Genomic DNA, 25,726 nt, shown 5'->3' with positions numbered 1-25,726 from the left:
TGGTGCCACACCGTCACGGACCGCGGCGTCGCACCGCTCGTCCTTATACGTTTCCTGTGCGAGTTCCGCAGCTGATCTGTTGGCTCGGCGTTCCTGGCCTTCGCGCCAGATTCGGGCCATGCAGCCGTTGCAGAAGCGGTGATCGAGTCGTGCTGGTTCTGCTCGGCTCGCGCTTGGACGTGTCGTGTCGGCGTGGCACTTCGAGCGTGTGCGGGCCTCGGTGCAAGGGTCGACCTCAGCATGCGCCTGGCTCCCCCAATTCAGGTGCAGGACGCGAGCGAGCGTCTCGGCGCGCACGAGCCTAGTAGATGTGGTGCATGAGGTCCGCCTCGGGTACCGTGCCGGCTCCCGCATGGGCTGCACCGAACGCGAGGAGCGCTTCGTCGACGTGCTCGCGCTGCGCGTCGAGGCGACTGCGGATCTCGAGTTCCTGCTTGGCGAGTTCGTCGGCAAGCATGTCCAGTCTGCGGAGCTGGCCGCGAGGAGGCCACGGTGTCGCTGGCGGGTGACGACTTCAGCCGTCCCATCTGAGAGATGCACGTCCAATTCGATGTTGCGTGGGGACCGTTTCGGAGCAGCAGCAGCAGCGAAGGCTCGCAACGCGTCGGTGACAGCAGCATCCTTGCTGTCGACGGGTACTGCGAGATGGAGCGGCGGAACGTGGACGGCCCAGACGCTGGCAGTGACGCGGAGCACACCGCGGATCGCGACTTTCATGCCCCCGTCTTGGCGTCCCCGCATAGGTGTCGTAGCACCGAGGCCCGCTGTGTTCAGCGAGCCGGCCACGTACTCATTGGAGCAGCACATGTTCACGACCGCGACCCTCGCGACAACATTCACCCGGGACGATGTACTGGTCCCAGCCGAGCCCGTTTTTCCCTCGATGTCGGGATTGGAAGCGGAGAATCTCTTCGTGGTGTTCCGTGACATCCTGTTTGGAACCCCGATGGGCGCGATCCTCGGCGTTGCGCTCATCTTGGCAGGGATATTCACCATCTCCTTCTCCCTGACGGAGGACTCCTTCGCACCCGCCGTCGTTGGACTCATCGGCATCGTGGCAGGTGCGAGCTTGTTCTTCATCAACATCAACGTCATGGACGAGAGAGCCGAGAACGCGAAAGCGGGGGAGGTCACTGCCACGGTGACGGACTGGGCGGCAGAAACGTACGGTCTCGTGGACGGATTTGGTGCGGTGTCTCGGGCCGACAGTCCGGCTGGTGCCGTTTTCGCCGCCCACGATGTCACCTTCAGCGTGGACGGACGAGTCTCGTTGGTCGACGTCACGCTCGTGTTTGTGGACGACAAAGCACACCTTCTCAACACCGAATCCGGCGAAGAACTCCCAGCCATCGCCGACTAGACCCACTCGAAAACCGAGGCGCTGCAATCGACGTGATCGCTATCTCCCCGCCGACACCGCTGGCGATCCGGATTCCATGTACTTTTCGCCCTGCGATCGGATGCAAGGAACGAGGATCCCCAAGACGGGGCCGTCCCGGCCATTGGGGAGCGGAGATCGGTGGAGTCGGTCGCCTTACGAACTGGGCGACACCGCTGCTGACCCGTTCCCGGCTACTCTGCTGGCGCTCGCCATGCTCGTTGCCGCAGGCCGACCTCGGCTGTTGTGGCTCGCGGCAACGATCTTGGCGATCTGGTTGGTGAAGTTCATCTTCGCTAGTCACATCGACGAGCGGAGCGGAAGCAGGAGCAGCCCTACACCTGATGCGGCCGGGTCGCTGACGTAGCGAGACCTACTCCGTCTGGTCTGCAAGCACCGCGCGATCGTGAACGAGCATCCGGTAGCTGACTGCGAAGGTGATCGCGACCGCGAAGTAGATGACAGCTCCGCTGGCCGTGATGATCGCTCCCGTGTCGAGGACGCCCGTGTCGATGGCGGTCGAGTTCTGGTGCTGGTCCCACACGAGTTGTCCGGCGATGACCGCGGCGGCGAACCAGAGCACGGCGGAGAACAGCGTGGAGATGTTCGCGTTCGGAGTGTGGGCGTACACGTCCGCTGCTGTGATAGATGCTCGGTCAAGCCGATCGGCGTCGACGAAGAGCCCCTGGAGCTCTGCGGAGTCATAGAGCGAGTCGAGCTCGTCGGCGGGGACTCCAGCTGTGCGCTCGGCGGCAAGGGCTTGACCTCGATTCCGGACCTCGCGTTTCTTGCCCGCGCTGTTGAATGACGTCCGCACGAGATGCCGTCTGGTGCGGGCGTGCGCGTCGGCGGCGATGCACCCGAGGACACCGATGAGAGCGAAGAGCGGGATTAGGACGGTGACGATGAAGTCAGGTGCCAAGGTGGCGGTCTTTTCGAGGTGAACGGGGCGTGGTCGTGGTCGGTCACTGTCGACGTCGAGGCAGCGTTGCAGCTCCGTCCGTTATCGCGTCAAGGCTACTCAGGGGAGCGAATCTGACCGTCCGAATTCGTATGCGGATTCTTGGACATTGCGAGGGAGTGGCTCGCCTGCGCCTCCACCCACATCAGTCTGCGTCCGACCGCGTCTGGACGAAGCTGGCAGGCGCGATCGGCGCGCTATGGGGCCAGGGCCTTACGTATTGTTCGTTCGAGCGAGGTGCGGAACCGGAGCAGACTCTCCGCCGATGAGCTAGGCACGAGCATCTCGGCGATCTGTGGCGCGGCGAAGTACCAGTTGACGGTGCCCATCAGCTGCAGATACGTGGCCTCGGGGTCGATCTCGGGATCGACGGTGCCGAGGCGTTGCGCTTCACGAATCGCCTCGATGCGGAGGTGGTAGCGCTGGCGTCGGATCTCGAACCCCGGGGCCTCGGACGGGTGGTAGTGCAGTGCTTCGTGCTGCATGAAGCGGATGATGTCCGGGTGGTCGACGAGGTAGTCGAAGACCGAGGTGAAGTACGCAGGCACATCGAGTGGGTTGATGTCGACCGACTCGGCAAAATCGGTGAGTCGTGCGGTGACGACCTCCGCGAACAGCTGCTCCTTGTTGCCGAAGTAGTTGTAGATGAGCGCCTTGCTCGTCTCGGCTCGTGCCGCGATTTTGTCGACTCTGGCGCCGTTGATGCCGTCGCGTGCGAACTCGTCATCAGCGGCCGCGAAGATTCGAGCTCGAGTCGCGTCTTTGTCGTATTGCATGAACCCATCTTCTCTGGTTAGTCTTGCGGCGGGGTTACTGAATGGTTAGTAACAAATCTAGGCGGGGGACGCTGATGACTGAGCTAGACCAGGAAGCGACGCCATCGCTTGCTCAGCCATGGGGGCTCAGCCTCGCGATGCTCGCGGTCGTATCTGCCGGCGCCGTCACAATCAGTTACCTCGCGCAGCCAATCCTGACGGTCGTCGCTCAAGAGTTCTCGACCAGCACTGGCGACCTCGGGTGGATCGCGACCTCGGCGCAAGTGGGCTACGCCGTCGGCATCGTCGCGTTGCTGCCGTTGGCCGATGTCGTGAGCCCACGACGCCAGGCTCAAGTGCAGCTCCTGGTCGCGGCCGCATTCCTGGGTCTTGCTTCGCTGGCGCAATCGCCAATGCACTTGGCCATCGCGCTGTTCTGTGCCGGCCTGGTCAGCAACGTCGCTCAGGTTCTGCTGCCACTGGCGATCAGGCTCAGTCCGGCAGGGCGCTCCGGGCGCACCACCGCGGTCCTCACCGGGGCTCTGCTGTTCGGGGTCTTTGGCGGTCGCATCGTCGTCGCGTGGATCTGCGACGTCCTCGGCTGGCGTGCGGCCATCCTCACGATCGCAGTGCTCATGTTTGTTCTCGTCCTCCTGGTCCGCTGGCGCGTCCCTGCCACGGTTCGGCCGCCGACGAAGGCGTCCTATCGTGAGCTGCTCGCAAGCCTGCCCTCGATCTTCCGAACCGATGCGGCACTGCGTCGCGCAGCTAGCATCCAGTTCCTCGTCTTCGGCGGCTTCAACGCACTCTGGGTCGTCACCGTGCTCCACTTCACGCAGGTCGTCGGTTGGAGCACCGCGCAGGCGGGACTCGTCGGACTCGTCGGGATCGTCGCAGCTGTGCTGACGCAGCAGGCGGGCAGCATCGTCGACCGGTGGGGGCCGGCGCGATTCCTCCTGGCCGCCGCGTCCCTCGGCTGCGTGAGTGCGCTCACCGTCGTAGTCGGAGCCAATCAGGTGCCCGTCATCTTGGTCGCCATGTTCGGCATCACTTTGGCGAATCAGCTCACGCAGGTTGCGAACCAGACGCGCATCCTCCGAGCCCCAGCTGTGGCCGGGCGCACGAACACCATCTACATGTCCATCACTTTCCTGGGCGGAGCAACTGGGTCGGCGCTTGGGGTCTTCACGTTCGATCTCGGCGGCATCACGCTCACGGGCATTATCGCCACCACTGCCCTCGTTCTTGCGACCGGACTTGCAGCCCTGCCTCAGCGGAGCGCGTCGGTTACCGAGACGCGCGAGTAGGCCCATCACATGAGCTCGATCGGGGGGATCGTCATCGTGAGATTTGCAGTCAGGGAAGTTGAGACCCGCCCGCCGGCGGGGGACCAGAGCAAGGGGCATCCGACCGGGTACCCCGAGCGGGTCCAGGCTCGACGAGGAGTCGGTGCGCAGCTCGTTCGTGCGTGCTTGCGCGATCTCGGGCGGCCTCATGAGGCGGTGACACGGCGATGCCCCGGGTGCGGCTCGAACGAGCATGGCCGCCTGGAGGCTCCGGAAGCTTCACTATCGGTTTCTCATGCCAGTGACCTCACTGTCGTCGCGGTGGGTCCTCGAGCGTCGAGCGTCGGGATCGATGTCGAGTCATGCAGCCGTCAGGCCGACGGTGTCGCCGCAGTCCTCGACCTTGACGGCTCCGCTGCAGATCCGCTTGAGGAGTGGGTCATGCGAGAAGCAGCTTCCAAGGCCTGGGGCATCGGCGTGGCGGAGCCGCTGTCTCGAATCGCATTGAGCACTCCCGCAATCCCGCAGGGAAACCGGCAGGCGAGCTTGGGCGAACGACCACCGCTCGAACTCATCCGCCTGCATCTGACTTCGGAACACGTCTGCTACCTCGCCGTTCGGGCCCTCCAAGACCTAGACATCCGACTGGCCGAAGACGACGCGTCCCGAGCAACACCCATTCAAGCCCTCCGAACAAAGGAAATGTCATGACACAGGAAACGCGGTCCGCAATCCAGGCATCTCTCATCGAGCTCGTCCAAGACGAGTTCTTGGACGGAGATGAGGAGTTGACACTCGAGACGCCGCTGCTGGAGTGGGGTGTGCTCAAGTCCATCGAGCTGACGAGGCTCGTCAACTTCATCGAGACGGAGTACCGAGTGCGCGTCCCTGCTGAGGCCGTCGTCGCCGAAAACATGCGCGACATCAATGCCATCTCGTCGCTGGTCGAGAACCTGCTCGCCGTGCCGGTGGCGAAGTAGGCCTCGGACCTGGAGGAACGGAGCAAACGCATGGTCGATTTCTCGACGAGCACCGAGGAACTCGCCCTCCTCAAAGGAATCCGCGAAGCTGCATCCCAGCTCCCGACGCACGGGATGCACGCTGCTCCAAGTCGTGCCGGCTGGGGGCAACTCGGGGAGATGGGGCTCCTTGGTGGGTGCATCCCGGAGGAGTACGGCGGCGCTGGCTGGTCGGCGCAGGGAACGGCTCTCGCCTACGAGGCCGCAGGCGAGACGAGCCCGAACCTCGGACTCGTGTTTGGCGGTGCGGCTCACCTCCTGGCTTGTGTGACGCCCGTCTTGCATCACGGCAGCGAGCAACTCCGGTCCGAGCTGCTGCCAGGTATGTCCGCAGGACGCGTCATCGGCGCAAACGCGATCACGGAAGCGGGTGCCGGTTCGGATGTCGGCGCCTTGCAGACGACGGCAACCCGCGTCGATGGGGGATACGTGCTGAACGGCGTGAAGTCGTTCGTCTCCAACGCGCCGATCGCGGATGTTTTCGTCACCTACGCCGTGACGGACGCGAACGCCGGGTCACTGGGACGCACAGCCTTCGTCGTACCCAGAGAGTCGTTCGGGACCAGCGTGGGCCCGGTCTTTGTCAAGAGCGGCCTCGAAGGCTGCGCCGCAGCAGAGGTGCAGTTCGACGACTCGTTCGTGCCGGACTCCCATGTCCTAGGTGTCCCCGGCATGGGGGGACGAATCTTCCAGCAGTCGATGTTGTGGGAGCGTACCTGCCTCTTCGGCATCTACATCGGGTTGCAGCAGAAGATCCTCAATCACACGGTTGGTCACGTCCGCAACCGTCGACAATTCGGGCAACGATTGTCCGGATTCCAAGCCGTGAAGCACCAGATCGCCGACATGAAGATTCGACTCGAGGGCGCCCGCTTGCTGCTCTACCGCGCCTCGTGGGGGATCGACCATGACGACGACGCTGAACTCTTCTCGTCACTGTCCAAGTTGGCAGTCTCCGAGTCAGCGGTTGCCTCCGCCGGAATGGCGTCGCAGCTCTTCGGCGGGCTGGGGTACATGCGCGATGCTGAGGTAGAGCGGGCGCTCAGGGACGCGTCGGCAAGCACCGTTTTCTCCGGCACCTCGAACATCCAGCGTGACCTCGTGGCCGCGGGGCTCGGACTATGAGCACGCTCCTGCAGCAGTACTTCTTGGACAGTCTCTCGATGAACGCCGAGGCGTCAGCCGTGCACGACGGCCCGCTGACCTACTCATATGGCGAGCTTGACGAGATCGTGGAACGGCTTATGTCGGCCCTCGCTCGGCACGGGCTCGAGGCTGGGGACCGGCTGGTCATCTGGACCGAGAAGTGTGCGGTCACCGTCGCACTCATGCAGGCCGCGCTTCGCCTTGGGATCATCTACGTGCCCGTGGCGCCGAGCAATCCGGTCTCGCGGGTGAAGCAGGTTGTCGACCTTGCCTGGGCTTCCTTCGTGGTTACTAACGGTCCGATCGGCTTCGCCACCCGACTCGGCAGCTCGACACTCGAGTTGCTCCTAACATCCGAGCGAGTTGAGGTTCCCCCAGCTCCGTCGATCTCACCGGATGACCCGGCCTACATTCTGTTCACCTCGGGATCCACGGGCGTCCCCAAAGGCGTGACGATCTCCCACACGAACGCTCGAGCGTTCGTCGACTGGGCAGTCGTCGAGGCCGGCGTGCGTTCTGATGATCGGCTGTCGAGCCATGCTCCATTCAGCTTCGACCTCTCCGTCTTCGACCTTTACGGCGCCTTCGCAGCTGGAGCTGCAGTGGACCTGATCCCGTCCTCTGCAGCGAACAACGGGACCGCGTTGGCAGCCTTCATCCGCGAGCGTCAGATCACCGTCTGGTACTCGGTGCCGTCGGCGCTCATGCTGATGATCGATCACGGTGGGCTATTCGTTTGGCGAGCCCCGGACGAGATTCGGGTCATGATCTTCGCCGGGGAGCCCTTCCCGCTCGGGAGGGCGAAAGCGCTGCTCGAGACTTGGCCCGATGTGCGCCTGATGAACTGGTACGGACCAACTGAAACCAACGTCTGCACTGGCTACAAACTCTCAGCCGCAGACCTGACGCGCAACACACCGATCCCCATCGGCTATCCAGCCTCCGGCGCCCACGTCGCGCTCCGACCCGGACCGGACGAAGGGGAGATCGTCGTTGAGGGTCCAAGCGTCATGCTCGGCTACTGGGGCCAGGCGCCGCAAGATGGCGCGTACGCGACAGGCGACTTCGGGCGGATCGGTTCCGAGGGTGAAATCGAGTACGTCGGAAGAAGCGATGGGCTCGTGAAAATTCGCGGATATCGAGTCGAAGTCGGGGATATCGAGGCGGTCCTCGGCCTGCACGAAGCGATCCAGGATGTCGCGGTCCTGGCCGTCGGGGAAGGCGCTGACCGAAGTCTCACGGCCGTCGTCGTCCCTAAGGGTGGGCGCCGAGTGTCCCTTCTCGGACTCAAAAGCCACACCGCAACGCACCTGCCCACATACATGATCGTTGACCGGCTGCACGTCGTGGAAACACTGCCGCGGACGCCCAACGGGAAGGTCGACCGCACCCACCTCGCGCACGCAATCGGAAAGGAACTCGCATGAACACCATGACCACGCAGGCACCCACGGAACCGCTCGAGATGTACGCCGAGTGGGAGGACAGAGGCATTTCCCCGTTCTTCCCGGTCGTCGAGGCGAACCGCGGGAACTCCGTCGACATCTCGAACATCGGGACCATGCTCATGTTCGGCTCCTGCGACTACCTCGGCCTCTCGCAGCACGACCGTCTCAAGCGAGCGTCAATCGACGCCATCGCCGCCTTCGGAACCAACACCTACGGCGCGCAGCTGCTCTGCGGGAAGACGTCGCTGCACAACGAACTCCAGGAGCACCTCCAGAGTCTGGGGCCCTTTGAGGCTGCGCTCATCTTTCCGTCGGGGATGGCGGCAAACCAGGCTGTGGTCTCGTCCCTTGCCGGGCCGGACAGCGTCATCATCAGCGACCGAACTGCCCACATCTCGCTGTACATGGGTAGCTGGCTGTCAAAGGCGGAGCTCAGGACGTTCCCGCACAACAACGTCGCGAAGCTTGAGGCGATCCTCAAGAAGACACAGGACAAGGCCTCCCGGGTGATCCTCGTAGACGGCCTGTACAGCGCCGACGGTGACGTGGCACCCCTTCCGGAGATCGTCAAGCTCGCAAAAACGTACGACGCCATTACGGTCGTTGATGAAGCTCACTCCTTCGGAACTATGGGCCCCGACGGCCTCGGCGTCGCGGACGAATTCGGCGTCCTGGGAGACGTCGATGTCATCGTCGGCACGATGAGCAAAGCGATCGGTAGCGTCGGCGGCTTCGTTCTCTGCAGCTCGGAGCAGCAAAGACGGATGCGCTACCTCTCGCCGTCGTTCACCAGCTCCAGAAGCGTCGCTCCGGCCGTTGCCGCCGCCTCTCTCGAATCGCTTCGCATCCTGGCGGAAGACGGGCCACGGCTGCGGTCCGACCTGGCTCGGAACACCGCGAGAGTCACGCAGGGGCTCCGCTCCCTCGGGCTCGACTTGATCGAAACCACGAGCCACATCGTTCCGATCAGGCTCGGGAACGAGCAGCAGACCGTCGAAGTCTCTCGTTGGCTCATGGATGAGGGCGTCTTCACGGGTACGTTTGTGTATCCGCACGTTCCCCTCGGCGAAGGGCGCCTGCGTGTCGGCGTGACCAGTGCTCACTCCGACGACGAGATCGACCTGTTCCTAGCGACGATGGCTCGAGCGACTGCGAGGTTCGCGCTGAACTGATCGGCGTGGAGCGTCGTACCGAAACGAGACGCCAATCCAGTGCAGGCACCGGCGGTGGAGGCGCGCTTAGCGGCATGCCTCTGCCGCCGGTGCTCTTGTCCCGCATACGATCCGCCTCATGACGAAACTGGTTGGCATGATCCGCTCCGCAGAACGACGCACGCTCGAGGGCGAGGCCGCCGAGTACGAAGACGTTCGCGCGGAGCTCGAGGCGCAGGTGCCGGAGGGCTGGGAAATCATCCAATTCCAGACGGCCAAGTAGTTCGCCGTGGCCGACGAACGCCGGACGGAATTTCCTCTCCCGGACGCCTGGACCCGCGATGCGTTGGTCCGTACTGGGTTCGAGGGGTTCGTTCCGCTGATCGGGCTCAGCGGCCGTGATCTGCCGCTGGGCCGGGGCATCTACGTCGTGCTCCGCTCGGATCCACTCCCGGCACCCTTGTTCTTGGACGAGAGCCTCCTCCGCGCCTACGCCATCGGCGACCTCGAGCGACGTTGGATCGATGGCGCCGAGGTGCTCTACATCGGGAAAGCCGAGCGTGGCCTGCGCGACCGTCTCGGCGGGTTCAAGCCAAACCGGGCGAACCATTCCGGCGGCCGATCCATCTGGCAGCTCGCGGAGGCAGCCACCCTGCAGGTCTGCTGGGTTGAGACGCCCTGGGACTACTCGGAAGACGTGGAGGGCGACCACGTCGATGCGTTCGTCGGCGTGCACGGTCGTCGTCCGTTCGCGAACGTCGCACCCCCAGCGCGAGGAACGGTGCAGTCCAGATCATCGACCCCGAAGCCGGTGCGCGGTCGAGGCCGCCGCGGTCAGGGACGCGAACTGGTCTTTGTCGACCTGGATGCTATGCACCACAGCTAGGTCTCGTCCGGTTCTTCCTCTGGTTCCCGCATAGCTCAGCCAACAAGCGACGACGCACGTCGCTCGCGCCCATTCGGGCCGCGCTCGGCGGCACCATCGAACTGGACCCGTGCACGGAACCCGACAACCCGAACGGTGCGGAACGCTTCATGTGCCTTCCCGACGACTGCGCGGCCCTGCCATGGGATGCTGAGGCAATCTTCGTGAACCCGCCGTACGCGAAGGCGCGGGAGCGTTGGTTCAACCGGTGCTTTGACGCGGCGACAGCCGGGGCTCGCGTCGCCCCGCTGATTCCCGCGCACACGGACACGCGCATCTTCCACGCCGCGCTCGCCGCAGCCGATGCGGTCACGCTCGTCCAGGGGCGGCTCAAATTCGGCATCCCTCGCCAGGACGGGCGCCAGATGGCCGCGTCGCACGGTTCGGCGATCTTCACGTGGGACTGTGATGCCAGGCAACTGGAGCATCTGGGGACGACGCTTCGCCGGTAGACCACTCAGAGGACGACGAGCCCGCACCCTGTGCAGCGCAGTCGCTCGCTCATGGTGAGCAGGGTGAGGCAGCTCGGGCATGCCGGCCAGCCGATCTCTGGTCCGTCGTCGTTCATGCCCGGATCGTATGGGCCGGCGTCGAAGCCTGTGGATGAGGCGGCAGGATCTGTGGAGAATCGCCTCGCCCGGAGCATCAGCCGATGCTCGTTGTCGAGCGTGCCAGGACCCGTTCGGGCGACCCGCCGTTGGTTGCGGTGACGAAGTCCGCCTCGCACGTACCGGCCAGGTTCAGCGCGGCCCAGTCCGAGTAGACGGGCGTGAGCGCGTGGCCTGCCCGGGCGAGCAAACCGGCATCGAGGCTTGCGCCACCGGCCGCGATCCCGAGCTGACGACAGCGATGATCGCGATGCTCGGGGCGTGCTTCCGCGGGATGCGGACCCTTGGCTGAGCCTTTCATCTGCCAGCGGCGGACCATGCTCGGCTCGATCGTTCTGCCGGCAGGCGCATCAGGGGCCGGGCGCGGAGGCCCGCATAGCCAGGCAGGCGAGACAGCTCGCCCACGCCCGTTCTCCAGGAAGGCCAGCAATGCCGTACCCGATCACCGTCGTCGTCATCCCGCCTACGGGCGACATCGCTGCAGTCACGATCACGAAGCGAGACCCGCTCGGCCAATTCCAGCGCCTCGTCGGCGGCGACATCGAAGCCATCGCGGTCGGCGGCACGGCCTCCGGGTACGTGCACGCCGAAGGATTCTACGAAGGCCTCCCGATCAACCATCGCGGGCTCGCGCTTATCGGCGGACGCCTCGTCGGCGGCGACATGGTCCAGGGCACCCTCGTCGTCACGGGGCTTGTCGACGAGGACGGCGTGGAAACCAGCGCCGATGTCGGTGCGATCGAACAAGCGCTCGGCGTGCGCATCCCCGTCTCAGGCGTGTGCGCCTGCGGGCACCGAATCGGCGTTCACCAGTTTCCGCTCGCCTGCAACGGCGCGATCGGCTACCTCGACGACCAGGCGCGCTGCGACTGCACGAGAGACCACTCGTTCCTCGCGATCATGACCGACCGGAAGTTCCTCAAGCACAAGGAGGTGAGAAACCGCCTCGCTGGATGACCGAATATGCGCGCAAATTGGATCAGTTCTGTTCAACGAGCCACTCAGTCGCTCTCCGCGGTGTGACCGCATATAGCGTGAGCGAATCTCAAGAGCTCCCGAGGCTGCGAGGAGGCTGCCGTGCGTTTCGAGCGTGATCTCGCGTTGGTCGGCGCCGAGGCGGTCGGGTGGATGCGCGAGCACGGATGGCGGGTCATCGGTTCAGGCGACCGCTTCCGCTTGACGGCCGACACCGCGCGAAGCCCAGAGTTCAACCTGAACCGCCTCTGGCACTCGGCCGCCGTGACCTCGATCGAGTTGCCCGAGGACTGCGCGGACTTCAAATTCGTCACGTTCCTCCTAGAAGGGACGATCACGCTCGTGACCGACGGCGGCGCCTGTCGCATGTCAGCCCCGTCGCACTTCTTCGTCGACGAGACCGTGTCCGTGCAGATGGCGTCGACGGAGCCTTCCTCAAGGCTGATCATTGGCCTGCCGAAGACGCTGTACCACTGGATGCCGGAGGAACTCACCATCCCAGCTCGCCCCTACAGGGCCGAGGCGCTCTACCGAGAGAGCCTGATGAGCTCCGCCACTGCGTCGCTGCGTGGCCGAGTACGTCGCTCCGACGAGTCGTTCCGATACTGGACGGCGGGGATGGAGTCGCTCGCGCTCGCCGCGGTCTTCTCCGCCACCATCAACGACCGTGACGGCGGCGACACCGTCCCGACGCCGGAAGAGGCAGAAACTCAGCGTGAGGTGCTGGCCGATGCGTTGCTGTTCATCGAGATCCACGGACACGACCCGCAGCTGTCGGTTGGCCGCCTCGCTGAGCGCCTGGGCGTCTCCCGAGCCAAGCTGTACCGGGCTTTCCAGCCGACCGGGCTGAGCCCCGGGGCGCACCTGCGGCGCGCGATCACGAAACATCGATCGGACGCCGGACTTCGCGACCCCGCGCTGAGCTCGGTCGCTGTTGAGCCCAAGCCGGCGAGCTCACCGATGCCGCGAAAGATCTTCGTCTAGACCGAGCGCGCACGCGCCTCATCTCACCCACACCGCCCCAACCCATCTCCCCGCCGGAACGAACCCATGCGCACTGAACTGCAGCTGTCCCTCACCGGCCGCGACACCGAAACCTGGCTCGCCGAGCGCGGATGGAAGGTCGTCACCCACGGTCAACAACCGTTGCGCGTCACGGCCGACTTCGCATGGACTCCGACGTTCGTCATCGGACGCATCTGGCACACACCGGCGGTGATGGAAATCGTCCCCAACACCGAGTTCGAGCAGGTCACCGTCGCTTCCTTCGTCCTTGACGGATCCATGGACCTGCTTGCGGAAGGGCTGGCCCGCTCCGCACCAGCCGGAGCGAACTTCACCTCCGCCGGGAACGCAGCGCTGCAGCTGCGGACCAAACGGCCCTCATTCCGACTCCTCATCGGCGTGCCCTCCGACCTCTTCGATGGAGTGCCGAAACGGCATCTGCTGCACGGGCACTCATATCGCGCGGATGGTTCCTACCGGCGCACGCTCGTCGCTTCGGTGACTGCCGCGCTCGGCGGTCACGTGCGCCGCAACACCACCCCCTACCGGTACTGGTCGGTCGGCATCGAGCAGCTGCTGCTCGCCGCGACCATCTCCAACATCGACTCCGACCCGGACCTTGCGCGATCCACTGCGGACGAGGCGGCGCCGACGAATCGGGTGGAGAACATACTCGGGGTCATCGACGCGAAAGCGCACGATCCGGCGTTCTCCGTCCAGCAGCTCGCCGAGAAGGTCAACCTGTCCCGTTCGCAGGTCCACCGGCTGTTGGAGAGCACCAACCGGACTCCGGCCATGCACCTCCGGGACGCGCGGTTGCGTCTCGCGGAGGCCCAGCTGGGGGAGGGCGCATCCGCGGAGGAGCTGCGCCGGGTCGCGCTCGCCAGCGGGTTCTCGTCCCCACGGGCACTCCGGGAAGCGATCAGAGCTCGGGAGGGTCGCGCTTCCGCATAGGGCAGAGGACAGCGGTGCGCCTGGAGCGCTCGCCCAACCCTCGAAGGCGGACCCGTGGACCACCCGAACACCCAATCGGACGATGATCGTCCAGCCGAGCTCTGCTTCGACGAGCGCTCCGTGCTGGTGCTGCAACGCCACAACGTCGGCCGGACAACCCTGGAAGCCACCGGCTGGCTGGCGGCCACGTTCGCGGTGGCGTTCCTCGCCGACTGGGTCGGCGGGTTCGTCGACGTGCCACGCGAAGCGCTCGCTGTCGTCGCCGTTGGCCCGGCTCTCGCATTCGCGCAGACGCTGCTGCGGTTCCTCCCCGCTCGGCCGCACTCCGACCGGTACGAGGATGCCGCCCTGCGTTGGCACCCGAACACGGCCATGCTGACGTGGGCCGCTGACCGGTACGGATCCCTTGCCGGGATCGAGGGCCTCCACGCGGACCCGCAGCGGGTGGAGCTGGGGGATCGGCGGCAGCGCATGTGGTCGACGACCGTGCTGCGATGGGACGCCACCCGGCAGGGGTACTCCCGACTCCGCGTGTGGCTCAGGTTCGACGGCGGCGGACGACCGCGTCTCATGGACGACTGGCGGGACGGGTCGGAGTTGCGGGCCGTCGCGGCCACCGACGCAGGGAGCGGCGCATGATGTCGGAGGTGATGGCCCTGGTCGTCGTCGCCTTCGGATCAGCCGCTGTCTCCGCGCTCATCGTCGTCATCGTCATCGGAATCGCGACCTCCGCCTGGAGCAGGCCAGCGCAAAAGCCCGTCCGCACGCCCGGAGTCGCCAGGGCACGCGGGGTGAGCGCACCGCCGAAGCCGGACACGACGGGCCTGCACCTCCTCGACCTCGACTGAGCACACGCCCGCGATCAAGCGCCGCACACAGTGCGAGCACGCGGATCCCCATCCGAGCGGCCACAGCGCTTAGAGCACCCACAGCCCCTCGACGATTGCCGATGCCGCGCCCCACATCTCAGCAACCCCCTACCGCCACCGAAAGGCCACCCCATGACCATGATCACCGTTCCCGGAACCGCCACCGCAGACCTCAGCGCGTACACGCCCGTCGTCCTCGAACGCGACCTACAGGTCCAATCCGTCGCCGACTACGTGCCCGCTGATCCCGGCCTCGACCCGACCCCCACCCCGCGCCTGACGGTGCTGGCGACCGTATCGTGCGTCCAGTGCACCGCCACCAAGCGCAAGCTCGAGAACGACGGCGTCGTCCCGTTCGAGTACCGCATGCTCACCGACGACGAGCGCGAGCACTGCAAGTCGCTCGGCCACATGCAAGCGCCCATCGTCATCGACCACGCCACCGGCGCCCTCTGGACCGGCAACAACCCGATCGAGCTCATGCGCGTCACCGCCGAGGAGAAGGCCAAGCTCGCCGCCTGACCTCAGTACTCACCCAAAACCGCCCGCCCTGCACCCAGAACCCCTGGACCAGGCGGGCGGTTCTGTGTTGTTCCCGGGTCCCGAGCGCGAAGATGGAACCATGACGCTCCCACTTCCGCAACGGACATCGAAGTCAACCCGGGTCCCCAAATGCGAAGCGTTCGACCCTGCGGGCGGCCCGATGTCCCCAGGTCAGGAGACCTTCTACGTCCGTCACTACCTCCCGGCAATCGCGGAGTCGCGCCAGCTCGACACTCTGGGCAATCACGGATATGCCGAGCGTCGACTGCATGAGATCGAGGAACTCCGGAAGACGGAACCTCGAGTGGCGCGCGAAGCCTTGGAAGCATGGCAGGCCGCGAGCCGGCAAGGGGCGCCTTCGCTGCCTTGGCCTTCCTACCTCCTCGGTATCCGCTATCTCCTCGAGGATGGACACTTCGCAGCCGCGATCGGAACCCTCGCACGTCGAGGGGACCTGGAACTCGAGGTCTACTTGTCGCAGGAAGAGGCCCTGGGACACCTTCCTGTCGAGTTTCGGAGCCTAGTTAGCTGGACGTACGGCAGCTGGCCCAAAGGCATACTCAAACACCGAGGGATTAACGTCCTGCAGAGCAATCTCGATGCGTTCCACGCCGAGCACGGACAGAGCATCATTGCCGAGTTCTGGCAACGCGTGACAGCAGGTGGCGCAGTCGAGGACGTCGTTGACTCCGTTCTGCCTGACCTTCGAGACCGCCTTGGACGAGACGATCTGACGTACGCCATCACTCACATTCGCAGCGGTGACCTGGAAGAGTTCGGACGAGCGCAGTTCCAAGGCATTGACTGGCCCGCACCGCGAGTGAGGATCGACCGAGTCGGCCACCAGCTCGTGCGCGAGTTCTGCGTCGCCCTCATGCGGAGGGCCGAGAACCAAGCTCGCACGAACGCCAACTTGCCGCGAGTCGGAGAGGGCTTGGTGGGGGAGATTGAGCTCCTCAACCTGATCAGGGACAGCTTCCCAGGGGAAGTCGTGATCCACCAGGGACGGCTCGAATGGCTTCGACCCCAGAGCTTGGACATCTACCTTCCCGACAGGAACATCGGCATCGAGTATCAGGGAATCCAACACTCGCGCCCGGTCGACTTCTTCGGAGGCAAGGAGGCTTTTGAAGACCAGCAGAGCCGCGACTCCCGAAAACGCCACTTGTGCGAGAGCAACGGGATGGTGCTTGTCGAGGTGCATCCGGGTTACTCACCCGGGGCCGTCGTGGCTCAGGTCAGAGCTGTGGTGAGTCCGACGGAGATGTGATCGCGGCGGCGGGGCCTCGGCGCGCTCCCCGCATAGGTGGGCTGATCCGCACCGACACCACCCGACGACCCAGGAGGCGCAACCATGCCTGAATCCATCGACCACCACGCCGAAGCGATCCCTCTCAGCAAGCTCGCCCACGACAACTTCGACGACCGCGCGGAGGACGCCAGGGAACGCTCCCTGTTCCAGATGCAGCGCGCGCAGATGCACGCGACCCTCGCCCTCGCCGTTGAACAACGCCGCACTGCGGAGGCGGCCGAACGAGACAACGAACTCAAGCGGCTCGAGGTCCTGTTCATGGCTGGGCTCAGCGAGATCAACGAGCACGTCAGCGAGTACCTTGAACCCGGTGGCACGTTGAGACCGGACATCGCGAAATCGCTCGGTCTCCCGGGGCAGAATGTCCAAGTCCTATCGGCCATCCGCGAACCAATCGCCAGGGCCCTCGACGTATTCGAGCGCCGCACCGCGGCCGGATTCTCGTCCGAGATGGCCATGCACGACGCCCTTCGCTCGGTCCGAGGTCTACCCCTCAGCACTCCCGACGCCGACGGGAGCCGAGCATGAAGTTCAAGCCCGGCAAGCGCGTTGCGTTCTACGAGATCACCGCCATTCACGGGGAGTCACCACGGCCGTCGATGAAACTCGGAAGCATCCTCATCGACAACATGCGCGGCCCCGTCACCACGTGGGGCTTCCTCGACACGGAGTCGAACCAGGAGACCACCGTTGTCGGCACCCGCGTCGGGTTCGCTCGTGTCAACGACGAAGCTACCCGCGTCATCCCTGAGCCCGCGCTCCAGGCGATCCTCGACGAGCGCAAGGCTGCCGCCGAAGCAGCCGAGTCGGCCCAGGAAGTGAGCGCGAGTGCCTGAGCAGGAGCGCACGCCGACCAAGGCGGAGATGCGGGCGACCTACATCTCGGCAGGGTACTTCGTGGAAGATGAACACCGTCGCGCTGAGGTCGAGGCGCAGGATGGTGCCGAGTTCGACCGTGGGTTGACTCGCATCACGGCACAGGTCCTCGCCGAGGAGCGCGCGAAGCGACCCGACCGCGAGCAGGTGAACGCGACCGCCGAGCACCTGCGGGGCATGGTCGATTCGCTGGATGAGCACGCGGGCCACGGGGAGATCGCGGAGCAACTGGAAGAGGCTCGCCGCATGGTGCTCGCTCTCGAACCCGAGACCCGCGAGGTCACCGAAGCCGACGTCCGGCGGGCGCACCGCGGGTGGGTGGAGGCGGAGTCCGGCAGGACGTTCGAGGACTGGGAGTTCGATTCCCTGCGGTCCGATGCTCAGGCCCGCCTCATCCGCGCTGCTCTCGAAGCCTTCGCGCAGAGCTGACCAGTTCGCACGCCACAGGGTTCCGGAAATGGCCGGCGAGTGGCGTGCGTCCCCGCATAGCTCAGCCGACCACCACGACCACGGAGGCGACCATGCCCGAACCCACCATCAACAGCGCAGACGACCGCGCCAGCCATCCCGCACGCGTCGACGCGGCGCGAGCTCTCGCGACGTTCGACCACAACGCCGCGTACGTCGAGATGATCGAGTGCCAGGACCATCCGATCTGGCAGGATTACCTCGCCGGAGCGGACGTGGCGCTGGCCGCCAAGGCGGCTTATCCCGAACTCGAAGCCGGAGCGCGTCCTGCCCGGAATGCGGCAGCACGTCACCGCGGGAGCTCTCCATCGCCCAACGCACCCGCAGCGACGCCCCGGACGGGCGCCTGCGCATGCACGACATCGTCGCCTACGTCCTCGAGGCCTGCCCCGACTGCGGGGAGCAGACCAACGCAACCGACGCCGATCAGTTCCTCGCGAGTCTGGCGAGCAGCGCCGCGTGAGCTCTGCCCCGCATAGCCGGCCCAGAGAGACCGCACCGCCGCTCGGCAATCGCCGCCGGGCCACGACCAGGAGGCCGATCATGTCGGAACGCATCAAGATCGACGACACCTACACCTACGCGTACGACGACGGGCACGTCCAGCTGCTCCGGAACGGACTGCCCTGGCTCGGGGAGGAACCTGGCGGATTCCCCGGTTCGAAAGCCTGGATCAGCGCAGCCAACGAGATCGAGTCACTGCGAGCGAATATCGCTGAGCTCGAGGCGAGGCCAGCGCAGATAGAGACCTCTCCCGAGCGGGGCGAGGAGCGCATGCCGTCCGAGTTGGCGTTGCGAGAGTACCTTGTCCGCGCGAAATGCGATAGCGAGCAGTGCGCCGCCTTCATCCAGACATTTCAGGATGCAGTCGCTCGATTCGAGGCCGATGTCAGGGCCGACGAGCGCGCCAAGCGACTCGACCAGGATCAGGTGAAGAAGGCAATGCACGCTCACCGTTGCGTCCGCGCCGACGTCGAGAGGGGCGTCACGGTGTTCCGCTGCCACTGTGGTTGGAGTGGTCGCGAGCAGGCGTTTGCGAATCACCGTGCAGACGCCGTGCTGGCTCTCGAGCCCACCCGGGAAGTGTCCCGTGGCTGAGCACGAGTACACGCCCACCGAGGTGGAGCGGGAACGACTGCAGGAGGCCGCCGAGCGGCTGCGCCACTACGGCTACGGACACCTGTCGGAGGCTGTCGAGCGCGCTGCCGAGTCCCTGACCGACATGCTCGCTGGGCTCAAGGCCGAGACACTGGCGGAAGTGCCCGCAGCCCTCCGTGACCACGATGACCTCGTGGAGATCGTCGCGAGGGCTATCCACGAGTCCATGGACGAGGGACTCGAATGGGAGTCCCTCCCTGATCGTGTGCGTAGTGCCTACCGGAACCATGCCCGGGCGTCACTCGCCGCCGCCGCCGCCGCGGACGCACTCGGCGGCGCCCGGCGCGAGCGCACTACCGCCACCTACGACGAACCGTACGAGCTGATTCGCCTCGAAGACGCGATCAGCAACATCGACTACCCGGGCACCGATGCGGCCGAGTGGACGCACAAGGCGAAGGTCGCTGCGCGCGAGCTCATGAAGGCGGTCCGCGCCGACGAGCGCGCACGATACCAGTTGATCCTCGCCTCGCCACCGCCCGGCTGGTCCACGTTCGGCACCCACATCGACCAGCCAGACGTTGAGCTCGAGTTCTGGGGCGCCGAGACGAGCCTCGATGGCCTCCCCATCTGGGAACGGCCGCGGACGGCGCTGCACGCACTCACGAAGGACGACCTCGCACGAGCCATCTACGCCGAGAACCCGGTCGAACAGCCGTGGGACGGTGAAGCGTACTGGTACGAGGAAGTCCTCGACTCGGACAAGGTCGCCCTTGCGAACAAGCAAGCCGAGGCCGTGCTCACCGTCCGTTCCGAGACCACCGACGCCGCGAAGATCGAGGCCGCCGCTCGCGCGATCGACCCGGACCCGTGGACGATGAGCGCAGCCGAGTTCGAGGCCGGGTACGGCGGGGCGCCCGACTGGTCCGAGCAGAGCCAGGCTGGACGCATCGAAGGATCCAAGACCCTCGCCGAGCAGGCGCTCGAAGCGGCAGGGGCGATCCGCCGTGGCTGAGTCCCGCCGCTACTGCGTGGGCTTCAAGCGCGTCTCTATCGTCACGGAAACGGTCGTTTGCAAGTACTCATGAGGACAAGCCGGGATCTGCGGTCGCACCGCAGGGCCAACACCGCAGCCCCGATGCCGTGATCGCAGCATTGTTGAGAACAGGTGGACAAGAATTAGACCGGTCGGTCTAAACTGGTCATATGGACACCATCGACATGTACGGACCGCCTGACGCGCGCGTGCGTCCGCCCGCGCTGAAGCTCGATCGCCGGGCGATCCCGTGGTGGATGCTGCGCAACCTGCTGCTCTGTGGCATCCCACTCACCGGATTTATCGTCGCGGCCGCCCTGTGGGAGCCGCTGCGCGTCTGGCTCCTCGCGCCGACCATCGTCTTGGCGGTGCTGCTCCTCGTCAAGGTCGCGCTCGAGCCCTTCTGGCGCTTCCGCGTGCACCGGTGGGAAGTCACTGAGCGCGCGACATACGCTTCGAGCGGATGGCTCGTCGCCGAGTGGCGCGTGGCGCCGACCTCGCGCATCCAGACCGTCGACGCGCTCCGCGGACCGCTGGAGCAGCTGTTCGGCCTGTCGACCTTGCGCGTGACGACGGCGTCGTCGCACGGCGCCATCTCGATCCGTGGACTCGACCGTGCTGCTGCCGAGGAGGCCGCCGCGCGCCTCGCGATCGTCGCAGAGCTTGAGGAAGGGGACGCAACGTGACCGCCGACGCCGTCGACGGTGCGCGCCCCACCGGCACCGCGGACAGCGCGCCCGATGCCTCGGACGAAGTGCAATGGCGGCGGCTGAGCGTGCGCGTGGTGTGTGTCGACATCGTCGTGAGCCTGCTCTCGCTCACCCCGACTGCTGTCGCGGTGTGGGGCTTCGGCATGCCCGTGACCTTCGACGCGCTCTGGCCGCTCATCTTCGTCGCGGTGTTCGGCGTGACCGGCGCCGTCTCCGACATTCTCCGGTGGGCGTTCACCACGTACCGGGTCACGCCGTTCGACATCGAGCGCCGCACGGGACTCTTCGTCCGCCGCCACCGCACGCTGCACCGCGACCGTGTCCGCAGCGTCGACACTGCGGCGAAGCTCCGCCACCGGCTCGCCGGACTGCGCATCGTCACGGTCGGCGCCGGGCAGCAGACCGGCGCGGGCGAATCGGCCCTCGTGCTCGACGCCCTGTCGAGGGCGAATGCCGCGGCACTCCGCTCGCAGCTGCTCGACGCGACGGCACCGAGCCGCGCGGCGAGATCCGCTTCGGGTGCACCGATCGTCGTCGAGACCGGCGGCACCACGGCACCCCACGATCTGCAGGACGTCGCGGTCGAGAACGTCGAGGTGTTCGCGACCTTCCGGCCGTGGTTGGTCGTCTACAACATGTTCAGCATCTGGGCCTTCCTCATGGCAGCAGGCCTCCTCTGGGGAGCATTCTGGTTCCTCTCGACGTTCGGCATCGACCTGTTCGGTTTCATCGCGCGGCTCGCCGACTGGGACGCGATCGGCTGGGTCGGCGTGACCCTCCTCGCGATCGCGGCCGCCGGTCTCCTCGGCGCGATCGGCCTCGGCATCACGTTCCTCCTTGGCTACTGGCGCTTCGAACTCGCGCGCACGCGCTCGGGCGAGCGCACTTACCTGCGCACCCGCCGCGGGCTGCTCAGCACCCGGGAGGTGAACCGTGACGAGTCGCGCATGCGCGGACTGACAATCTCGGAACCGGTGCTGTGGCGATGGATGGGCATGGCTGACACGAGCATCATCACGACCGGCCTCAACCTGTGGGACGCCGAAGAGCCCGCGGCGATCCTGCCCCGCGGCCCCATCTCGGTCGCGCGCCGCGTCGCCCGCGACGTGTTCGGGTCGGCGAACCCTCTTGAGGCGCCCCTGAAGCGGCATCCGCGTACGGCCCTTCGCCGCCGGCTCTTGTGGGCGACCGCACTCTCGGCGATTGCACCCCTCCTGCTCGCCGTACCCGCGGTGTCGGGTGTGATCCCGGCGTGGATCCCGTGGGCGACGCTCGGGCTCTGGCCGATCGCACTGGGAGCGGCGGTCATCGCCTACCGGACACTCGGCCACACGATCGACGGCGACTACCTCGTCGTGCGGGGCGGGCTGTTCAGTCGCAGCACGTCCGCGCTGCGTCGTGACGCGGTCAGCACCATCGCCGTCCGGCAGTCCGTGCTGCAACGTCGCATCGGACTGTGCACAGTCTCGGCGATGACCGCGGCGGGCTGGTACGCCTACGAGGCGCCCGACGTGCCGATCGCCGACGGCATCGGCTTCGCTGACGACGCCGCGCCGGGATTCCTCGACGGGTTCCGCGCGCGCGCGACGCCGCCCGGACGAGGATGATGGGACGGTGCCGTCACCAGACCCCGCCTCGCGCACCTTCACCGAGAACGCGCGCCGCGCGCAGATCATCACTGCCGCGATCACGACAGTCAACGAGATCGGCTTCCACCGCGCCTCGCTGTCCGAGATAGCCGCGCGCGCCGGCGTGGCCAAAAGTGCCATCGTCTACTACTTCGGCGCGCGGGAACGGCTGCTGCTGAGCGTCGTCGACCAGGTGTTCACGCACCTCGATCAGGAGGTCGCCCAGGTCACCCTCGCCGAGACGGAACCCGTCGCACAGCTCACGGCCTACCTGCGCGCGTACCTCGACCACGTCGGATCGCATCGCGCCGAGGTGACCGCCGGAATCGAGATCGTGGTCGCACACCGCACAGAAGACGGCACCCCTCTCTATCTGACCGGCACCGAGGAAGACTCAAGACTCGTCCGCGACATCCTCACCAGCGGCATGGACGCCGGTGTTTTCCGACAGATGCCCCTGCCCGTTGTGGTCGCCATCGTCGAGGCAGTCCTCGACGTGGGTGTCACCGAAGTGCAGCGTGACCGCGCCGTCGACCTGACCCCATTCATCGACGAGACCGTCGCGTTCATCCTCCAAGGCCTCCTCGTCGAGCGCCGCGACGTTTAAGCAAACGGCAACCGCTCCGAAAGACGTGACATCTACCGTCGCGATTCACAGATTCCGCGCTGTGACCACCCTCACGCCCACCCCGCCCGACGCTGTCCCTTTCGGGCGCCGCACGCGACGTGCGCACGAGCGACGCTCGAAGCGGCAGAAGGTTGCGTCCGTCGCGGTCGCAGCCGCCTCTGTCGCGCTCATCCTTGGCGCAACATTCGGCGGCGCTGGTGTTCGCGCGGCCGCGGGTGACGATGGCCAGTCGAGCGTGCCGATCGTCACGAGCTCGGATGCTGCCGACGGCCGCGGGGGAGTGACGTACACCGTCTCCGGTGACCTGCCTGCTGCTGCATCCAGCCGCGAAGTGCCACTCACCGGAGCGGCAGCTGCCGCGGCGGCCGCGGGTGTGCAGTGGCCGGCGGACATGTCGAAGGTCACCGTCACCGACGGGTTCGGCCCGCACGTCTCCCCGTGCTCCGGCTGCTCCTCCAACCACCGAGGCCTCGACCTTGCCGGCCCCGAAGGCACGCGTCTCGGCAGCATCGCCGCGGGCGCTGTCGTCGACGTCGTCCGCACCGACACGGGCGGGCTCGGCGCGCACGTCGTGGTCGAGCACCGGATCGACGGGAAGCAGGTCCGCTCCGTCTACGGACACATGGTCGCAGGCTCCCCAGCCGTCAGTATCGGCGACCAGGTGAAGCCCGGCCAGCTCGTCGGTCTCCTCGGCAACACGGGCGCGTCCACCGGCGCGCACCTGCACCTCGAGATCATCGTCGACGGCGTCCACGTCGACCCGCAGAAGTTCCTCCAGAAATACGCCGACGGGAAAGCCGTCGACGTGTTCGGGGAAGCACCCGCCTGGAACCCGCCGAGCGACAACAGCGCCGACGAGGGGGAGGGGTGGACGCCAGAGCAGTCCGACAGTTATGTCCCACCCGCCGTGCCCGTCATCGAGACGCCAGCACCCACAGTCCCTGCGGCCCCGGATGCGGGTCCGAGTCCACAGCAGCCTGCACCCGAGAACCCAAGACCGGTCGATCCGGCGCCATCCACCCCGGATCCGAGCCAGTCAGCACCGTCCGGGGACGCGCCAGCTCCAAGCGACGCGACCACGCCGCGTCCATCGGCGCCCAAAGAACCGACCGCGCCCGAACCGCAAGAGGCATCATGACCCACGCGACCACCACAACTCCCGAAACCCAAACTGCACAGCTCATCCCCGTCCAGATCCGCGAGCTCTACCGCGAGTTCAAGCGCAAACCCAACGTCTACGGCTCTCGATTCGAGCTGCCCGAAGCCATCGAAGCCGAGACCCCGGACGGACGAAAGGTGCGCATCCTCGGCATCCAAGTCAAGGAAGGGTGCCACGAGCGCCGGTTCTGCCTGGGACACGTGTATGTCAACTGGACACTCCAGAGCGGCGCCTTCTCAGACACCGTCTACGCCACAGGGCCGGAACCCGCCACGTCTGAGGTGCGACGGACCCTCGAGGGCGCCTTCGATGCAGCGATTGCCTACCTCGAGACCGTGGAGTCAGCCGAACAGGGGACCCTCGGACCCACGCCCTGACCACCGCCATCCTCGCCGAGACCTCGGCGCCGGCGCGCTGACGATCGGCAGCTGCCAGTCACCCATCATCGGCACGGACCGATGGCTGACGACGGCAACGATCGTCAGCGCGCTCGGTCGGTTCGACCTCGACCCGTGCGGCGCTCCAGGACACGAGCGTGCCGCGGAGACGTGGACACCGGAGGCTGGCATCGACGGGCTCGCTCGGGACTGGACGGGACGCCTGTTCCTGAACCCGCCCCATGGGCCCGAGACGGCGGCGTGGCTGGCGAAGCTCGCCGAGCACGTCACCGGCACGGCCCTGGTCTTCGCCCGCACGGAGACGTCAATGTGGTTCCAGCACGTCTGGCCGGAAGCATTCGCGGTCCTGTTCCTGCGCGGACGCCTGCACTTCCTGCACCCTGACGGGACCCGCGCGGCCCACAACGCCGGGGCACCACCGCACTCATCGCGTACGGCTTGCACGACGCGGAAGCACTCTCGGCATCAGCGCTCGGAGGCCAGTACCTGCGGCTTCGCTGACGGTGCCCCGCATAGAGGAGCCGAGGGTCAACTTCACCTGGGCCGCGGAAATCCAAGTACACCCCCCGGGGGTTGTATGGCGGCGAGCCGGCAGAGATGACCGGCGCCAGAACCACCAGCGCTCTTTGCCGGGCGGCGGAATGACTGCAGTCGCTCGGCCCCACTCTTCCCGAGCGCGACGAACGGACGACCGATGCCCGAGCGGCACACCGACGGTCACCACCGAATCCTCGTCGGAGGAGCGACCGCCAGCGACCGCGAGGCCCTCGACGTCGCTCCGATGCCGTGGACTCACCAGTACGCCGAGACTCGCGTGCCGGTGGAGCTGAGCCCGCGAAGCGCCACTCCCGATTCTCGCCCCATCCTCGTCGTCCTCGAATCTCCGTACGCGGGAGATGTCGAAGCGAACCTCATCTACGCCCGCGCGTGCGTCGCCGACAGCCTCGCCCGCGGGGAAGCCCCCATCGCCTCCCACCTGCTCTACACGCAGCCGGGCGTCCTCGATGACTCGGACCCGGCCGAGCGCGCGTTGGGCATCGCCGCCGGTCAGGCGTGGATTGGCGTCGCATCCAAACTCGTCGTCTACACGGACCTCGGCATCAGCAGTGGCATGGAGGCCGGCATTGCGGCGGCTCGCAGCTGGGCGCACGAGGTGCTGATCGAGTACCGAACGCTGCGCTGATCCCGAATGCACAGCGCCCGCCAGGCCCTCTCACACGAAGAGCCCGACGGGCGTTTCGTCGGTTCCGGGCCAGTTCGCGCATAGGGCATGTGCACGCGCTCCACGGCGAGTTCACGGTTCCGGCCGAGTTTGCGCATAGGGCACGTGCACGGCTTCCACGCCGCGACGCCACGGTCCGATCCCGGGTTCGCGCATAGGGAGCACGAC

Annotated in this window: 32 protein-coding genes; 28 read left to right on the top strand and 4 right to left on the bottom strand. The window is 66.3% G+C overall.

Translation table 11 applies throughout. From position 1 onward, the window contains the following. Positions 1 to 301: 301 nt before the first annotated feature. The gene (locus tag ITJ67_RS12310; RefSeq protein WP_194677844.1) at positions 302 to 457 is read right to left on the bottom strand and encodes a hypothetical protein; all 156 of its coding nucleotides are present in this window, start codon (positions 455 to 457) and stop codon (positions 302 to 304) included. A 348-nt stretch (positions 458 to 805) separates the two neighbouring features. Between ITJ67_RS12310 and ITJ67_RS12305 the strand changes: the two genes are divergently transcribed. Then, the gene (locus ITJ67_RS12305; RefSeq protein WP_194677843.1) at positions 806 to 1,360 is read left to right on the top strand and encodes a hypothetical protein; all 555 of its coding nucleotides are present in this window, start codon (positions 806 to 808) and stop codon (positions 1,358 to 1,360) included. 391 nt (positions 1,361 to 1,751) lie between these two features. Here ITJ67_RS12305 and ITJ67_RS12300 read toward each other — a convergent pair whose 3' ends face one another. Together ITJ67_RS12300 and ITJ67_RS12295 are read right to left on the bottom strand one after the other, a co-directional pair. Next, positions 1,752 to 2,300: a hypothetical protein gene (locus ITJ67_RS12300; protein ID WP_194677842.1), complete on the bottom strand. Its 549-nt coding sequence runs from the start codon at positions 2,298 to 2,300 to the stop codon at positions 1,752 to 1,754. A 236-nt stretch (positions 2,301 to 2,536) separates the two neighbouring features. After that, complete coding sequence (locus ITJ67_RS12295; protein WP_194677841.1) at positions 2,537 to 3,115, bottom strand: TetR/AcrR family transcriptional regulator; 579 nt, start codon at positions 3,113 to 3,115, stop codon at positions 2,537 to 2,539. A gap of 74 nt (positions 3,116 to 3,189) precedes the next feature. Between ITJ67_RS12295 and ITJ67_RS12290 the strand changes: the two genes are divergently transcribed. The 8 genes from ITJ67_RS12290 to ITJ67_RS20010 all read left to right on the top strand — a co-directional run bounded on the left by ITJ67_RS12290 (position 3,190) and on the right by ITJ67_RS20010 (position 10,521). Next, entirely contained in the window at positions 3,190 to 4,401 is a 1,212-nt protein-coding gene (locus ITJ67_RS12290; RefSeq protein ID WP_194677840.1) for an MFS transporter, read from the top strand. A gap of 686 nt (positions 4,402 to 5,087) precedes the next feature. Beyond that, positions 5,088 to 5,360, top strand: coding sequence for an acyl carrier protein (locus tag ITJ67_RS12285; protein ID WP_194677839.1), 273 nt, complete (start codon positions 5,088 to 5,090; stop codon positions 5,358 to 5,360). 30 nt (positions 5,361 to 5,390) lie between these two features. Then, a complete protein-coding gene (locus ITJ67_RS12280) occupies positions 5,391 to 6,524 on the top strand; it encodes an acyl-CoA dehydrogenase family protein (RefSeq protein ID WP_194677838.1) in 1,134 nt (377 codons plus the stop codon). Beyond that, the gene (locus ITJ67_RS12275; RefSeq protein ID WP_194677837.1) at positions 6,521 to 7,972 is read left to right on the top strand and encodes an AMP-binding protein; all 1,452 of its coding nucleotides are present in this window, start codon (positions 6,521 to 6,523) and stop codon (positions 7,970 to 7,972) included. Before ITJ67_RS12280 ends, ITJ67_RS12275 begins: the two co-directional genes overlap by 4 nt. Next, positions 7,969 to 9,165 (top strand): aminotransferase class I/II-fold pyridoxal phosphate-dependent enzyme, encoded by a 1,197-nt coding sequence (locus tag ITJ67_RS12270; protein WP_228502744.1) that lies wholly within the window; start codon positions 7,969 to 7,971, stop codon positions 9,163 to 9,165. The genes ITJ67_RS12275 and ITJ67_RS12270 overlap by 4 nt, the downstream gene beginning before the upstream one ends. A 118-nt stretch (positions 9,166 to 9,283) precedes the next feature. Further along, on the top strand, positions 9,284 to 9,427 hold the full coding sequence (locus ITJ67_RS12265; protein WP_194677836.1) for a hypothetical protein: 144 nt from the start codon (positions 9,284 to 9,286) through the stop codon (positions 9,425 to 9,427). Between the two features lie 6 nt (positions 9,428 to 9,433). After that, complete coding sequence (locus ITJ67_RS20015) at positions 9,434 to 10,030, top strand: hypothetical protein (RefSeq protein ID WP_267238560.1); 597 nt, start codon at positions 9,434 to 9,436, stop codon at positions 10,028 to 10,030. Then, on the top strand, positions 9,937 to 10,521 hold the full coding sequence (locus ITJ67_RS20010) for a DNA N-6-adenine-methyltransferase (protein WP_323741454.1): 585 nt from the start codon (positions 9,937 to 9,939) through the stop codon (positions 10,519 to 10,521). The genes ITJ67_RS20015 and ITJ67_RS20010 overlap by 94 nt, the downstream gene beginning before the upstream one ends. A 193-nt stretch (positions 10,522 to 10,714) precedes the next feature. On the opposite strand, the gene ITJ67_RS12255 is transcribed toward ITJ67_RS20010, so the two are convergent. Continuing rightward, entirely contained in the window at positions 10,715 to 10,996 is a 282-nt protein-coding gene (locus ITJ67_RS12255) for a hypothetical protein (protein WP_194677835.1), read from the bottom strand. Between the two features lie 110 nt (positions 10,997 to 11,106). Between ITJ67_RS12255 and ITJ67_RS12250 the strand changes: the two genes are divergently transcribed. The 19 genes from ITJ67_RS12250 (at position 11,107) to ITJ67_RS12165 (ending at position 25,519) form a co-directional block, all read left to right on the top strand. Then, positions 11,107 to 11,634: a DUF3846 domain-containing protein gene (locus tag ITJ67_RS12250; RefSeq protein WP_194677834.1), complete on the top strand. Its 528-nt coding sequence runs from the start codon at positions 11,107 to 11,109 to the stop codon at positions 11,632 to 11,634. Positions 11,635 to 11,754: 120 nt separating this feature from the next. Beyond that, positions 11,755 to 12,636, top strand: coding sequence for a helix-turn-helix transcriptional regulator (locus ITJ67_RS12245; protein WP_194677833.1), 882 nt, complete (start codon positions 11,755 to 11,757; stop codon positions 12,634 to 12,636). Positions 12,637 to 12,702: 66 nt separating this feature from the next. Beyond that, a complete protein-coding gene (locus ITJ67_RS12240) occupies positions 12,703 to 13,611 on the top strand; it encodes an AraC family transcriptional regulator (RefSeq protein WP_194677832.1) in 909 nt (302 codons plus the stop codon). Between the two features lie 54 nt (positions 13,612 to 13,665). Continuing rightward, a complete protein-coding gene (locus ITJ67_RS12235; RefSeq protein WP_194677831.1) occupies positions 13,666 to 14,250 on the top strand; it encodes a hypothetical protein in 585 nt (194 codons plus the stop codon). Continuing rightward, the gene (locus tag ITJ67_RS12230; RefSeq protein WP_194677830.1) at positions 14,247 to 14,459 is read left to right on the top strand and encodes a hypothetical protein; all 213 of its coding nucleotides are present in this window, start codon (positions 14,247 to 14,249) and stop codon (positions 14,457 to 14,459) included. Before ITJ67_RS12235 ends, ITJ67_RS12230 begins: the two co-directional genes overlap by 4 nt. Positions 14,460 to 14,612: 153 nt before the next feature. Then, positions 14,613 to 15,002 carry a hypothetical protein gene (locus tag ITJ67_RS19750; RefSeq protein WP_228502741.1) on the top strand — a complete coding sequence of 130 codons (390 nt, stop codon included), beginning with the start codon at positions 14,613 to 14,615 and terminating at the stop codon, positions 15,000 to 15,002. Positions 15,003 to 15,102: 100 nt separating this feature from the next. Next, on the top strand, positions 15,103 to 16,293 hold the full coding sequence (locus tag ITJ67_RS12220) for a hypothetical protein (protein ID WP_194677829.1): 1,191 nt from the start codon (positions 15,103 to 15,105) through the stop codon (positions 16,291 to 16,293). Between the two features lie 84 nt (positions 16,294 to 16,377). Next, the gene (locus ITJ67_RS12215) at positions 16,378 to 16,863 is read left to right on the top strand and encodes a hypothetical protein (RefSeq protein WP_194677828.1); all 486 of its coding nucleotides are present in this window, start codon (positions 16,378 to 16,380) and stop codon (positions 16,861 to 16,863) included. Then, positions 16,860 to 17,171: a hypothetical protein gene (locus ITJ67_RS12210; RefSeq protein WP_194677827.1), complete on the top strand. Its 312-nt coding sequence runs from the start codon at positions 16,860 to 16,862 to the stop codon at positions 17,169 to 17,171. Before ITJ67_RS12215 ends, ITJ67_RS12210 begins: the two co-directional genes overlap by 4 nt. Next, entirely contained in the window at positions 17,164 to 17,640 is a 477-nt protein-coding gene (locus ITJ67_RS12205; RefSeq protein WP_194677826.1) for a hypothetical protein, read from the top strand. The genes ITJ67_RS12210 and ITJ67_RS12205 overlap by 8 nt, the downstream gene beginning before the upstream one ends. Positions 17,641 to 18,222: 582 nt before the next feature. Next, positions 18,223 to 18,777 carry a hypothetical protein gene (locus tag ITJ67_RS12200; RefSeq protein WP_194677825.1) on the top strand — a complete coding sequence of 185 codons (555 nt, stop codon included), beginning with the start codon at positions 18,223 to 18,225 and terminating at the stop codon, positions 18,775 to 18,777. Next, complete coding sequence (locus tag ITJ67_RS12195) at positions 18,770 to 19,792, top strand: hypothetical protein (RefSeq protein ID WP_194677824.1); 1,023 nt, start codon at positions 18,770 to 18,772, stop codon at positions 19,790 to 19,792. Before ITJ67_RS12200 ends, ITJ67_RS12195 begins: the two co-directional genes overlap by 8 nt. Positions 19,793 to 19,983: 191 nt before the next feature. After that, positions 19,984 to 20,499 carry a PH domain-containing protein gene (locus ITJ67_RS12190; RefSeq protein WP_228502731.1) on the top strand — a complete coding sequence of 172 codons (516 nt, stop codon included), beginning with the start codon at positions 19,984 to 19,986 and terminating at the stop codon, positions 20,497 to 20,499. After that, the gene (locus tag ITJ67_RS12185) at positions 20,496 to 22,130 is read left to right on the top strand and encodes a PH domain-containing protein (protein WP_194677823.1); all 1,635 of its coding nucleotides are present in this window, start codon (positions 20,496 to 20,498) and stop codon (positions 22,128 to 22,130) included. Before ITJ67_RS12190 ends, ITJ67_RS12185 begins: the two co-directional genes overlap by 4 nt. A 7-nt stretch (positions 22,131 to 22,137) precedes the next feature. Further along, positions 22,138 to 22,758: a TetR/AcrR family transcriptional regulator gene (locus tag ITJ67_RS12180; protein WP_194677822.1), complete on the top strand. Its 621-nt coding sequence runs from the start codon at positions 22,138 to 22,140 to the stop codon at positions 22,756 to 22,758. A gap of 61 nt (positions 22,759 to 22,819) precedes the next feature. After that, the gene (locus tag ITJ67_RS12175; RefSeq protein ID WP_194677821.1) at positions 22,820 to 23,917 is read left to right on the top strand and encodes a M23 family metallopeptidase; all 1,098 of its coding nucleotides are present in this window, start codon (positions 22,820 to 22,822) and stop codon (positions 23,915 to 23,917) included. Then, positions 23,914 to 24,315, top strand: coding sequence for a hypothetical protein (locus ITJ67_RS12170; protein ID WP_194677820.1), 402 nt, complete (start codon positions 23,914 to 23,916; stop codon positions 24,313 to 24,315). The genes ITJ67_RS12175 and ITJ67_RS12170 overlap by 4 nt, the downstream gene beginning before the upstream one ends. Next, a complete protein-coding gene (locus ITJ67_RS20455; RefSeq protein ID WP_416362325.1) occupies positions 24,248 to 24,937 on the top strand; it encodes a DNA N-6-adenine-methyltransferase in 690 nt (229 codons plus the stop codon). The genes ITJ67_RS12170 and ITJ67_RS20455 overlap by 68 nt, the downstream gene beginning before the upstream one ends. A 93-nt stretch (positions 24,938 to 25,030) precedes the next feature. Then, entirely contained in the window at positions 25,031 to 25,519 is a 489-nt protein-coding gene (locus ITJ67_RS12165) for a hypothetical protein (RefSeq protein ID WP_228502728.1), read from the top strand. Positions 25,520 to 25,726: the final 207 nt, after the last annotated feature.

It is taken from the genome of Pseudoclavibacter sp. VKM Ac-2867, assembly GCF_015351275.1.
Classification (GTDB): Bacteria; Actinomycetota; Actinomycetes; order Actinomycetales; family Microbacteriaceae; genus Pseudoclavibacter.
Note: the sequence above shows the minus strand (reverse complement) of the source record. Positions and strands in the feature narration are given on the sequence as shown.